The organism is Pseudomonas sp. NyZ201 (genome assembly GCF_049860765.1).
GTDB classification, from domain to species: Bacteria; Pseudomonadota; Gammaproteobacteria; order Pseudomonadales; family Pseudomonadaceae; genus Aquipseudomonas; species Aquipseudomonas bharatica.
The window spans coordinates 5,621,763-5,635,000 of the sequence record NZ_CP187557.1; the positions used below are offsets into that span (position 1 = coordinate 5,621,763).

The following is a 13,238-nucleotide window of genomic DNA, read 5'->3' on the forward strand; positions in this document are numbered from 1 at the left end:
TATTGTTAGCGAGAGAATCGGCCGCGCCGCTGCTAGGCGCTTGGGGGCCTGGGGTGTTTTGGAGTATAGATGTGCAAATCTCCAACAAAAACGCACATAAAAACCGGTCCAACATGCAAAAAAACATCACCTCCCTGGGTTCGCTGAACTGGGACGACCTGAAGTTCTTTCTCGAAGTGGCGCGCACGCGCAAGGCCAGCAGCGCGGCCAAGCGCCTGAACGTGGACTACACGACCGTGTCGCGGCGGATCAATTCGCTGGAGCAGGCACTGGGCACCTTGCTGTTCGAGAAGTCGCGGACCAACGGCTTCGTGCTGACCGCAGAGGGCCAGCGCCTGCTGACCTATGCGGAAGCTATCGAAAGCACCCTGCATATGGCCTGCGAACAGGTTTCCGGGTCAGGCGTGGCGCTTTCCGGACATGTGCGGATGGGCTGTACCGAAGGGTTCGGCAGCTTCTTCATCACCCCGCAGCTCAGCCACTTCGTCGATACCTGGCCGGCGATCTCGGTGGATATCCTGCCGCTGCCACACTTCATCAGCCTGTCCAAGCGCGAGGCGGATATCGTCATCGCCCTGGAGCGGCCGGAGCATGGGCCTTATGTCTGCTGCAAGCTGTGCGACTACCGCTTGCGCCTGTATGCGACCCGGGACTATCTGGAGCGCCATGCCCCGATCCGGCAGATCAGCGACCTCGCAGAGCATCCCTTCATCAGCTATGTGGACGACCTGGCATTCAGCTCGGAGCTGCTGTACCTCAACAACCTGCTGCCCAATGCCAGTGCGCACCTGCGCAGCACCAGCGTGATCGCCCAGTACGTGGCGGCGCAGCAGGGCCGCGGGCTGGCGATCCTGCCCTGCTTCCTGGCGGCGCAGGACCCGGGGCTGGTGGCGGTGTTGCCGGACCAGGTGGAGATCACCCGGCAGTTCTGGATGTACTGCCGGGAGGATCTGCGCAAGTTGAAGCGGATTACCTTGTTGTGGGATTACATCCGGGATGTGACGGAGAGGAATGGCGGGTTGTTGATGGGGGAATCGCGGGAGATGGTATTCCCGGATTAACACCCGGTCGCCTAGGTCCTCTCCAGCATCAACCCCGAAATCCGCTTCACCTTGCGTTCCACCGCCTCTTCCAGCACGCCTTTGCGTGGCTCGACCAGGCTGAACCAGTGCTTGGCACGGGTGATGCCGGTATAGATGAGTTCCTTGGTCAGCACCGGGTTCAAGGCATCCGGCAGCACCAGTGCGGTGTGGGCGAATTCCGAGCCTTGGGATTTATGCACGGTCATGGCGTACACGGTTTCCACTTCGCTGAGCCGGCTGGGCAGGACGAAACGTACGCCGCCACGACCGTCGTTGCGCGGGAAGGCGACCCGCAGCGGTGCTTCCTCGGAGTGGCCATCCGGCACGCGCAGGGCGATGCCGATGTCGCCGTTCATCAGGTTCAGGCCGTAGTCGTTGCGGGTCACCAGTACCGGACGGCCTTCGTACCAGGGCAGGTCGCCTTCGATCAGGCCGGCATGGGTCAGCACACGGCAAACCCGCTGATTCAGCCCTTCCACGCCCCAGGGGCCCTTGCGCACCGCACAGAGCAACTGGAAGCGCTCGAACGCCTTGAGCACGCCAAGCGCCCATTCACCCCAGCAAGGTTCGTCCCCGGCCCGGTCGGCAGGCGGGCGCCCCTGGCGGATCGCATGCAGGTAATCGCGATAGCCCAACGGGCCCTCTGCCCCTTGCTCCAGGCCATCCAGCACCAGTCGGTCAAGGGCGCGGTCCTGTTCACCGCGCAGGGTCAGACCGAAGACATCGGCATGCTTGCCCTGCTGGAGCAGTTCGCGCGCCTTGCCCGCCTGCTGGCGATTGACCAGGCGAGCCAGCTCGCCAATCCCGCTTCCCTCGCCGAACCGCCGCGATCGCCGCAACATGACCACCTGCTGGGCCAAGGGGTGCTGTTGCGCATCGCCGGGAAGCAGGCCACTGTTCGCCAGGGACTCGCCACTGACCTGCTCCAGCCAGGCAGCCGTTTGCGGACTGTAGCGACCTTCCTCGGCATCCCGGCAAAGATCGCCGAGTACCGCCCCGGCCTCCACCGAGGCCAACTGGTCCTTGTCACCCAGGAGAATGAGCCGGGCACTGTCCGGCATGGCGGCCAGCAGGTTGGCCATCATCTCCAGATCGATCATCGAAGCTTCGTCCACCACCAGCACATCCAGCGGCAATTGATTGCCCGCATGGTGGCGGAAGTGCCGGGAGTTGGGACGACTGCCGAGCAGACGGTGAACGGTGGAGACATCGCAGGGAATATGCTCACGTACCTCGGCACTGACCTCGAGCAACTCGACCTGCTGGCCTATGGATTCGGTCAGGCGCGCAGCCGCCTTGCCGGTCGGCGCCGCCAGGCGAATGCGCAAGGGACGCCCTGCTTCGACTGCCGGCGCCTGCAACAAGGCCAGCAACCGCACCACCGTGGTGGTCTTGCCGGTACCGGGACCGCCGGTGATGATGCTGAACGCGCTTCGGGTGGCCAGGGCACAGGCGAGCTTCTGCCAATCGACCTGCCCGGGTTCGGCGCCATCCTTGAACAGGCTGTCCAGCCGCGCACGCAGATCCCGTGGAGTGGCGTCATGCTGCGCCAGTCGCTGGCGCAGGGCCCCGTCGATCTGCCGTTCGTAGGCCCAGTAGCGGCGCAGGTACAGGCGACCCTCGCTGAGGACCAGCGGCCGGGAAAGCTGCTGTGCATCATTACCTGCGGCCACCAGTGCGCTGGCGTGCAAATGCTGCAGCCAGGTCTCGGCGCTCAGGCGCTCGAGCAATTGCGATGGCAATAGCAGGGGCCCCGCCAGGGCATCACCCTCGGGAGGCAGCGACAAGGCGAAGTCCGGTTCGGCAAGGGTCTTGTGCAGGTCGAGGCAGACGTGGCCATGGCCCAGCTGGTGGCTGGCCAGCGCCGCAGCCAGCAGCACCAGGGGGCCGCCGTGGGGGGCGCGGTCACGCAGGAAGCCGACGAAGGCGCGGTCCAGCGAGCGCAGCCAGCCGCGCTCGACCCAGCGATCGAGCAAGGCCAGCAGGTCGTTGCTGTCGGTCAGCGGCGCAAGGGCGGCGAGGTGTTCAGCGTCCAGCGGGGTAGGCAACAGGTCGTCGAAGGTACGGATCATGGGACATCTCCAAACAGGTCCTGTTGCACCCCTTGCGGGGCGCCGCGGAACAGCGCGTCGAGCGCTTCGATCAACGCGCGCGGCGGCTTGACGAAGTACGCGCCCTGGCCTGGTGAATGCGCACCGCGCAGGAACAGATACAAGGCGCCTCCGATATGCCGGTCATAGTCGTAGTCCGGCAGCCGGGCGCGCAGTTGGCGATGCAGGGCGAGCAGGTAGAGGACATATTGCAGGTCGTAGCGGTGCTCGAGGATCGCGGCTTCCATGGCCGCCTCGCTGTAGGCAAGGTCGTCGGGGCCGAGCCAGTTGGATTTGTAGTCGGCGACGTAGTAGCGCCCATCGTGCTCGAAGACCAGGTCGATGAAGCCCTTGAACATGCCATTGAGCAGCGCTGCCTGGGCGGCTGGCCGCGGAGCGCCCTGATGGGTATGGCGGGCCACCAGGCGGTCGAGCTGCAACACGTCGACGCGATGACTGGCGAACCAGAACTCCATTTCGATCTGGTACTGGCCCAATGCGCCGAGGACCACCGGACTACGGTCATTTCCAACAGGCATGGGCGTGCTCAGCAAATGTTCGAGCCAGTCGCCGAGGGTATTGATCCAGCCTTTCCAGTCGCGACGGTTACAGCGCTGGGCAATCATCTGGCGCAGTTCACCAGGCGCAGCCGCGACACGTTCGAAACCTTGCTGACCGGCCCATTCCAGCAATCCATGAAGGAAGGTGCCGGGGTTGGGGCCGCGCGGGAAACGGTGGATATCCCCGGCGGTCGCCATGACTTCGCGCGCGGCATGCGGGTCGGGACGCTCGTCGTCCAGCAACTGCTGGGCCTGGGCGACATCGGCATCGAGCGCCAGCGCCTCCTCACCGATGCGCAGTGCGCTGTAGGAAGCGATCCACCAGTTTTCTGCGGCACGGCGTTTCGGCTCACGCGGGGCCAGCAATTCGGCGGTCTGGCGCGCAGGAACGTAAACCTGGTCATCGGCTTCAGGTGGCGGCAGGCGGCTGATCGCATCGCAGCCTTTGCCCAGGTCATCGAGCCAGCCCGCCAGGGCGGTCGAGTCAGCCAGCGGCTCACCGCCCCCGAGCAGGTAGCCGAAGGCGCTGCGATGCAACAGCGATTCCTTGCCGGTACCGCGCTTGAGATCGGCGACGCCCAGCCAGCAGGCGTGCCGGGCCCGTGTCAGGGCCACATAGAACAGGCGCAGATCCTCGGCCAGACGCTCATCGTCGGCCATGGCGATCTGCTCGTCGCTCGGGCTCAGGGTCAGGTGCGCCACACCCTGCTCGTCATGCCAGCCCAGCGGCAGGCGCTTGCCGTCCACCGGCTTGGCGGTACAGATGAAGGGCAGGAACACCAACTCGTATTCCAGGCCCTTGGACTTGTGGATGGTGACCACCTTGACCAGCTGTTCATCGCTTTCCAGGCGCAGGATCTGCTCCTCGCCGGCCTGCCCGGATGCCGCCAGGTGTTCGGCCAGGTGCCGGATCAGCGCCTGCTCGCCGTCCAGCTCGGTCGCGGCTTGCTGGAGCAGTTCCGAGAGGTGCAGGAGGTTGGTAAGCACACGTTCGCCATCAGTGCGGCTCATCAACAGCCCGGGCAAGCGGAAGTCATGCAGCAGGTGCCGCAGCATCGGCAGCACGCCCTGGATCCGCCAGATCATTCGATACTGGCGGAACTGCATGACGCGATCTTCCCACAGCATCTCGTCTTCGTTGAGACGGGCCAGGGCACACAGCGACTGGGCCAGGGTGTGGCTGGCCAGCGCAGCCTTGAGCAGGCGTTCGTTGTCCGGTTCGGCACAGGCCTTGAGCCAGGACAGCAAGTCGCGGGCTTCCTGGGCGGCGAATACCGAGTCCTTGTCGGAGAGATAGACGCTACGCACGCCGCGAGCCGCGAGCTCGGCACGCACCAACTGCGCCTCGTGACCATCCCGCACGAGGATGGCGATATCCGAGGGCAGGCAACCGCGCAAGGAGCCGTCGGCCTGGATGAAACCGGCACGGCCCTGCTGGCCGCCATTGAGCAACTGGACGATGCGGGTGGCACAGCCTGCGGCCATCATCTGGCGATACAGGGTGCTGGAAAGCGGCGTGTCGCTGTCCTGGTGCCAGAGGGTCAGCGCTGGCAGCGGCTGGCCATCGACCTGCAGGTGCTCCTTGTGCCCACGGGCCTTCACTGCAACGAACGGTACCGGGTTGTCGCCCCGCGAGTCACGGAACAGGAAGGCTGCACGCCCCTCCTGACGCTGTTCGGCGGTCATGAACACATGGTTGACCGCCGTCACCATCGGCTGGGTCGAGCGGAAGTTGGTGTCCAGGCTGTGCAGGCGCCCGGCGGTAGCCCGGCGCGCGCCAAGGTAGGTGAAGATGTCGGCACCACGGAAGGCGTAGATCGCCTGCTTGGGGTCGCCGATGAGGAAAAGCCCGGTATCGCGCGCGTTGTCCTCGATGCGATAGATGCATTCGAAGATGCGGTACTGCACCGGGTCGGTGTCCTGGAATTCATCGATCAGGGCCACCGGGAACTGCTCGCGAATCAAGCCGGCCAGACGCTCGCCGGCAGGGCCGGCCAAGGCCTGGTCGAGGCGCTGGAGCATGTCGTCGAAGCCCATCTCGGCGCGGCGGCGCTTTTCCTGTTCGAAGCGCTGCGAGACCCAGGCGGCTGCATGTTCGAGCAGTTGCGCATCCGGGGTCGGCAGCGCCTTCAACTGTTCGCGCAGGGTGACCATCACCTCCAGCGCAGGATGGCTCGGCGGCTCGCTCTTCCAGGCTTCGGCCAGGCCGTCGGGCGTCAGCCGGGTGAAACCGGTGCCTATATCGAGATCATGTGCCAGGTCGTCCTGCGCCCAGGCCAGAAGCTTGTCGCACCAGGGTTTGAAATAACGCTCCTGGATCATGCTGCCGTTGACGGTCTTTGCCTTGATCCCGGCGCGAAGGATTTCCAGCAATTCCTGCGACCACTGTGCCCAGGGGGCCTTCAAGGAGCACAGCAACTCGCCGCGCTGGCGCAGAACTTCGCGGATCACCTCTTGCGGCTCCAGCGCCTGTACCTCGGCCGAGTGCCGGCCGAACAGGGCGCGCACCCGCGGCAGAAGCTGGTCCGGACTGCCCCAGTTCTCCCGCACCCAGTGCAGCGCATCACCTTCCAGGCCATAGCAGAAACGCCGCCAGTAATCGCGCATGACCTGGCCGAGCAGCTCGCTGTGATCGGTTTCCAGGGTCTGGGTAAACAGGCTGCCGCTGTCGAAAGCGTGCTCGCGCAGCATCCGCTGGCACCAGCTATGGATGGTGGAAACGGCCGCTTCGTCCATCCACTGTGCAGCCACTTCGAGTCGGTTCGCGCAGGCCGGCCAGGCATCGGCAGGATAGTCGTCGCGCAGTTGCGTCAGTAGCAGATCGGCCTCGGCAAGATCGCCACGGAAGAACCGCGCGGCCTCGGCCAGACGGGTGCGGATACGTTCGCGCAACTCCTTGGTAGCGGCATCGGTGAAGGTCACCACGAGGATCTGGGGAGGCAGCAGCTCGCGGCCAAAACCCTGCTCGCCACCATGGCCGAGCACCAGGCGCAGGTAGAGTGCGGAAATGGTAAACGTCTTGCCGGTACCGGCGCTGGCCTCGATCAGTTGGCTGCCGTGGAGCGGGAAGGTGAGGGCCAGTGGCGGCTGTTCGACTGCTGCGCTCATGGACGCACCTCCTCTGCCGCCAGGGTTTGCCACGGGGCCTCGAACATCGGTCTGTACAGGCTTTCGCACCAGCCCTCGAATTCCTCGCTGGCAGTCAACGCCGCGAAGTCGCTGAACTGGCGGGCCAGCGCCGCATTCTCGCTGCGCTCGCCCTTGCGCCGGTCATCACCGTCGTAGGCCTTGGCGGCTTCGGCGAGGGCCTTGTCCGGGTCCTTGCCAGCCAGCCAGGCGAAGGCCGTCTTGATTGCTACCGGCAACGGGGCATTCATGCCGGCCTGGCGGGAAATCAGCAGGTTGCCCAACTGTTCGCTGGCTTCAGCCTGGTCGAGCGGATCCAGCATCAGGGTGACATCGGTGGCGACCACCGCGCTGTGCAGTCGATGGCCAACGGCACAAGCGGCCAGGTGGGTGACCCAGATACCGGTCAACCGATGCCACTTCAGCGTGCGCCCGCTGATGATGCCGTTGGGCAAGGCAGTGATGCTCAGCAGCGCCTGGTCGGCACGCTGCTGCACCCGTCCGAGCCAACCCTCGAGCTTGAGCTCACCGACCTCGAAGCGGATCGGCAAGGCGCTGTCGATGCGGGTCGGCCATCCTTCCAGCAGCTTTCGATGACGGCGCAGAAGATCCGGCAGCGGCTCGATCAGTTCTTCGCGCAGGCAATCGCCAAAACCAGCCAGGGGCAGAAGCCCACTGCCCTGCAGACGTCTGGCCTGGGTTAGCAGGGCCATCTCGCCTTGCTCCGGGTCGAGCATCGCGGCGCCGAGCAGGCTTTCACTCAGGCCGTAGCGCTGGCGAGCATCGAGCAGGAAGGGCTCATCGTCGGCAATTGGATCTTCCACTACCTCAAAAAACACTTTCAGCCGCTGACTGAAGAAATGCCGCACGGGATGGCGGAGAAAGTCCTGCAGCAATGCCAGGGTCAGGGGCTCTTCAGGCCGGAAACGCTCCAGTTGCTCGTCCGTGGCGGTCGCACTTTCACTCCCGAGGTGCAGGCCGCGCCATTCTCGCGCATAGCTGAACAGGTCGCCGCCCTGGCGGAAATAGCGCGCGCTGAAAGGCTGTAACGGGTGCTCGGTGGTGAGCTTGCCCAGCAGTTGTTCGCCCGCGTCGTGCTTGTCGTCCTTGCTAGCGCCCTTGAGTCGCCAGCCGGCAGCGATATGGTCGCGCAACTGCCCGATCAGCACCGAGGCAGGACGCTCGCTGTTGTCACGGATACTGCGCCCGACCCAACTGACATACAGCTGGGCGCGGGCCGACAACACGGCCTCCAGCAACAGGTAGCGGTCATCTTCCCGGCGCGAGCGGTCGCCTGGACGGTAGTCGCTGCCCATCAGGTCGAAGTCCAGCGGTGGTTGCGCCCGGGGATAGTCACCGTCGTTCATGCCCAGCAGGCAGACGACCTTGAATGGAATGGCACGCATCGGCATCAGGGTACAGAAATTCACAGAACCGGCGAGGAAACGCTGGGACAGACGCCCCTGATCGAGGCCGGCGAGCCAGGCCTCGCGTACCACGGTGAGTGGCAGCAAGTCCTGCAGGCCCACCGCCTCGCAGGTCTGCAGCCAGTCGTCGCAAAGCGTCTGCAACTGGACCAGCAGATAGTCGTCGTGCTCGCTTTCGGCAAGGAAGAAGACTTGCAGCAGCGCATTGAGACGCTCGCCCCAACGGGTCGCGGTAGCCGGCTGGGATAGCTCGGAGTGTGCGACTTCCAGAGCATCCAGCAAGGCCACCAGCGGACCGATCAGAGCGGCGTCGAGGCCGCCGATCTCGTCATAGGGAACGATCCCGTCGCAGCTTTCACCAGCACCGACCGCATAACCCAGCAGCATGCGACGCAGCCCGAAACGCCAACTGTTCTGTTCCAGTTCGTCCGGCAGGCCGAGACCGGCACGTTGCCCGGCGTTCAGGCCCCAACGGATGCCGGCACCTTCGATCCAGCGGTGCAGGGTCGGCAGGTCGCTTTCCTTGATAGCGAAACGCGCACGCAAGGCCGGAACGTCGAGCAGGTCGAGGACTTCGCTGACCGGGAAGCGGCTGTCAGGAAGTTTCAGCAGATGCTCCAGGGCGATCAGCAACGGATCCCGCCCCCTTTGCCCCTGGTCGGTAAGGGTGAACGGGATAAAGCGGCTGTCGCTACGGTCGAGCTGCCCGAACACTGCGCGGATATGGGGCGCGTAGGCGTTGATATCCGGCACCATGACTATTATGTCGCGAGGACGCAGGGTGGGGTCGGCGCTGAAGCGGGCGAGCAACTGGTCATGGAGGATCTCGACTTCGCGCTGGGCGCTGTGGGCAATGTGAAAGCGCACCGAAGGGTCCTTTTTTGGATCGACATCGGGCCACAGTTCGCGGGTTTCGCCGAGCGGGCGCAGTTCGAGGATATCGTCCTGGAGCTGGCCCAGGAGGTGCTTCGGCTCTTCGTCGCTGAACAGGTCGATGCGGCCATCGCTGAAGGCGGTTTGATAGCTGGCGGGATCGTCATAGCTGTCGAGGAGGTTGATGTAGTCACGCCCCTGCTTGCCCCAAGCGGCCAGCAAGGGATGTGCGTGCTGGTGCAGGCTTTCGGCGTCAACAGGGCCGGCCATGCCCTGCTTGCGTTGTTGGCGCTTGTATTGATGGCGCAGCAGATCCTTGTCGGCGACGATATCAGCCCAATGGTGACGACAGGGGTTGTGCACGCAAAGCAGCACCTGGCTGAAGCGGGCCAGGCCAGCCAAGGCTTCCAGGGCTTGCGCAGGCAGCGAGGAAATGCCGAACACGATCACCCGCGACGGCAAGCCCGGCGGCGCCTGTTCCAGTGCATTGATGCGTTCGATGAAGCGCTGGTGAACACCGGCCCGACTCTGTGCCATCCCCTCTTCCCCCACGTCATGCAGGAGCGCACGCCATAGCTCGGCTTGCCAGCAATTGGCCGGCGACAGTGGCTTGGCTTCGCCGCGGGCATTGATCATGACGTGACGCCCTGCCGCCCATTCCTTCAGCCAGTCGGCGCGATAGACCTGGTACTGGTCGAACAGGTCGGCCAGGCGCTCGGCCAGTTGGTAACGCTTGCGCAGGTCGCTGTCGTCGAGAAGAAAACGCTGCAGCGGTTCGAAGTGTGGGTTGTGGATAAGTTCGGGTAGCAGCCGCATCAGGCGCCAGGTCAGCGGAGCCTTGTCCAGCAACGAGGTTTCCGGGATTTCCTCGCGTCCCAGCACCTTGCGGTAAAGCTGCCACATGAAGCTGCCGGGTAGCTGGACTTCGATTGCCGCAGCGATACCGCTGCCGCCCATGTCGTCGTCCTCCGGGTCCTCGGCCAGCGCCAGTTTCAGCCACTGGGCGATACCGTTGCTCTGCACCAGGACGATCTCGTTTTCCAACGGTGCCAACGGGTAACGCCGCATCCAGCTCACCACCAGGCTGCGCAGCTCGTCCAAGCGGTTGCCGTGGACAACCATGAATCCCGGAAGCAGCTTGCTGGTATGCGACATGAGACGTCCCTGGGCAGTCGAAAAGAGAGGGGAACATAGCATGGAGCCGGTTCCCTGGGTCAGACAGGATCTGGATCGATTTGTGTCGAACCGGAAAAGACAAAACCCCTACCTGCATACGCAGATAGGGGTTTCGGAATTGAATCTTGACGATGACCTACTCTCACATGGAGAAGCTCCACACTACCATCGGCGATGCATCGTTTCACTGCTGAGTTCGGGATGGGATCAGGTGGTTCCAATGCTCTATGGTCGTCAAGAAATTCTGTGTGCCAACTCGTCTTTCGACGCCTCGGCAAATCGGGTATGTGACAATTGTGGTTTGCACGAACTTTCGGTTCATTGCGTCTTCACCACCACAATCCGGCTTCTCAGCGCAGATTGCTTGGGTGTTATATGGTCAAGCCTCACGGGCAATTAGTATTGGTTAGCTCAACGCCTCACAGCGCTTACACACCCAACCTATCAACGTCGTAGTCTTCGACGGCCCTTCAGGGAGCTCAAGGCTCCAGTGAGATCTCATCTTGAGGCAAGTTTCCCGCTTAGATGCTTTCAGCGGTTATCTCTTCCGAACATAGCTACCCGGCAATGCCACTGGCGTGACAACCGGAACACCAGAGGTTCGTCCACTCCGGTCCTCTCGTACTAGGAGCAGCCCCTCTCAAATCTCAAACGTCCACGGCAGATAGGGACCGAACTGTCTCACGACGTTCTAAACCCAGCTCGCGTACCACTTTAAATGGCGAACAGCCATACCCTTGGGACCGGCTTCAGCCCCAGGATGTGATGAGCCGACATCGAGGTGCCAAACACCGCCGTCGATATGAACTCTTGGGCGGTATCAGCCTGTTATCCCCGGAGTACCTTTTATCCGTTGAGCGATGGCCCTTCCATACAGAACCACCGGATCACTAAGACCTACTTTCGTACCTGCTCGACGTGTCTGTCTCGCAGTCAAGCGCGCTTTTGCCTTTATACTCTGCGACCGATTTCCGACCGGTCTGAGCGCACCTTCGTACTCCTCCGTTACTCTTTAGGAGGAGACCGCCCCAGTCAAACTACCCACCATACACTGTCCTCGATCCGGATGACGGACCTGAGTTAGAACCTCAAAGTTGCCAGGGTGGTATTTCAAGGATGGCTCCACGCGAACTGGCGTCCACGCTTCAAAGCCTCCCACCTATCCTACACAAGCAAATTCAAAGTCCAGTGCAAAGCTATAGTAAAGGTTCACGGGGTCTTTCCGTCTAGCCGCGGATACACTGCATCTTCACAGCGATTTCAATTTCACTGAGTCTCGGGTGGAGACAGCGCCGCCATCGTTACGCCATTCGTGCAGGTCGGAACTTACCCGACAAGGAATTTCGCTACCTTAGGACCGTTATAGTTACGGCCGCCGTTTACCGGGGCTTCGATCAAGAGCTTCGCGTTAGCTAACCCCATCAATTAACCTTCCGGCACCGGGCAGGCGTCACACCCTATACGTCCACTTTCGTGTTTGCAGAGTGCTGTGTTTTTAATAAACAGTCGCAGCGGCCTGGTATCTTCGACCGGCATGGGCTTACGGAGCAAGTCCTTCACCCTCGCCGGCGCACCTTCTCCCGAAGTTACGGTGCCATTTTGCCTAGTTCCTTCACCCGAGTTCTCTCAAGCGCCTTGGTATTCTCTACCCAACCACCTGTGTCGGTTTGGGGTACGGTTCCCGGTTATCTGAAGCTTAGAAGCTTTTCTTGGAAGCATGGCATCAACCACTTCGTCGCCTAAAGGCAACTCGTCATCAGCTCTCGGCCTTGAAATCCCGGATTTACCTAAGATTCCAGCCTACCACCTTAAACTTGGACAACCAACGCCAAGCTGGCCTAGCCTTCTCCGTCCCTCCATCGCAATAACCGGAAGTACAGGAATATTAACCTGTTTTCCATCGACTACGCTTTTCAGCCTCGCCTTAGGGACCGACTAACCCTGCGTCGATTAACGTTGCGCAGGAAACCTTGGTCTTTCGGCGTGGGAGTTTTTCACTCCCATTGTCGTTACTCATGTCAGCATTCGCACTTCTGATACCTCCAGCAAGCTTCTCAACTCACCTTCACAGGCTTACAGAACGCTCCTCTACCGCATCACCTAAGTGATACCCGTAGCTTCGGTGCATGGTTTGAGCCCCGTTACATCTTCCGCGCAGGCCGACTCGACTAGTGAGCTATTACGCTTTCTTTAAAGGGTGGCTGCTTCTAAGCCAACCTCCTAGCTGTCTAAGCCTTCCCACATCGTTTCCCACTTAACCATGACTTTGGGACCTTAGCTGACGGTCTGGGTTGTTTCCCTTTTCACGACGGACGTTAGCACCCGCCGTGTGTCTCCCATGCTCGGCACTTCCAGGTATTCGGAGTTTGCATCGGTTTGGTAAGTCGGGATGACCCCCTAGCCGAAACAGTGCTCTACCCCCTGGAGTGATACATGAGGCGCTACCTAAATAGCTTTCGAGGAGAACCAGCTATCTCCGAGCTTGATTAGCCTTTCACTCCGATCCACAGGTCATCCGCTAACTTTTCAACGGTAGTCGGTTCGGTCCTCCAGTCAGTGTTACCTAACCTTCAACCTGCCCATGGATAGATCGCCCGGTTTCGGGTCTATACCCAGCGACTAAACGCCCTATTAAGACTCGCTTTCGCTACGCCTCCCCTATTCGGTTAAGCTCGCCACTGAATATAAGTCGCTGACCCATTATACAAAAGGTACGCAGTCACCTAACAAAGTAGGCTCCCACTGCTTGTACGCATACGGTTTCAGGTTCTATTTCACTCCCCTCTCCGGGGTTCTTTTCGCCTTTCCCTCACGGTACTGGTTCACTATCGGTCAGTCAGTAGTATTTAGCCTTGGAGGATGGTCCCCCCATATTCAGACAAAGTTTCTCGTGCTCCGTCCTAC

At 62.0% G+C, this 13,238-nt stretch carries 4 protein-coding genes and 2 rRNA genes (1 of these 6 only partly in view); 1 reads left to right on the forward strand and 5 read right to left on the reverse strand.

All coding sequences use genetic code 11. The annotated features are described in order from the left end of the window. Positions 1-113: 113 nt before the first annotated feature. Positions 114-1,061, forward strand: coding sequence for a LysR family transcriptional regulator (locus tag ACPFMA_RS25340; RefSeq protein ID WP_064303589.1), 948 nt, complete (start codon positions 114-116; stop codon positions 1,059-1,061). Between the two features lie 11 nt (positions 1,062-1,072). On the opposite strand, the gene recD is transcribed toward ACPFMA_RS25340, so the two are convergent. The 5 genes from recD to ACPFMA_RS25365 all read right to left on the reverse strand — a co-directional run. Continuing rightward, positions 1,073-3,154, reverse strand: coding sequence for an exodeoxyribonuclease V subunit alpha (gene recD / locus ACPFMA_RS25345; RefSeq protein ID WP_425928992.1), 2,082 nt, complete (start codon positions 3,152-3,154; stop codon positions 1,073-1,075). Next, on the reverse strand, positions 3,151-6,840 hold the full coding sequence (gene recB, locus ACPFMA_RS25350; RefSeq protein ID WP_425928994.1) for an exodeoxyribonuclease V subunit beta: 3,690 nt from the start codon (positions 6,838-6,840) through the stop codon (positions 3,151-3,153). The genes recD and recB overlap by 4 nt, the downstream gene beginning before the upstream one ends. Continuing rightward, entirely contained in the window at positions 6,837-10,313 is a 3,477-nt protein-coding gene (recC, locus tag ACPFMA_RS25355) for an exodeoxyribonuclease V subunit gamma (protein WP_425928996.1), read from the reverse strand. Before recC ends, recB begins: the two co-directional genes overlap by 4 nt. 144 nt (positions 10,314-10,457) lie before the next feature. Continuing rightward, a 5S ribosomal RNA gene (gene rrf / locus ACPFMA_RS25360) occupies positions 10,458-10,573 on the reverse strand. A gap of 136 nt (positions 10,574-10,709) precedes the next feature. Continuing rightward, positions 10,710-13,238 (reverse strand): 23S ribosomal RNA (locus tag ACPFMA_RS25365) (it continues 362 nt past the right edge of the window).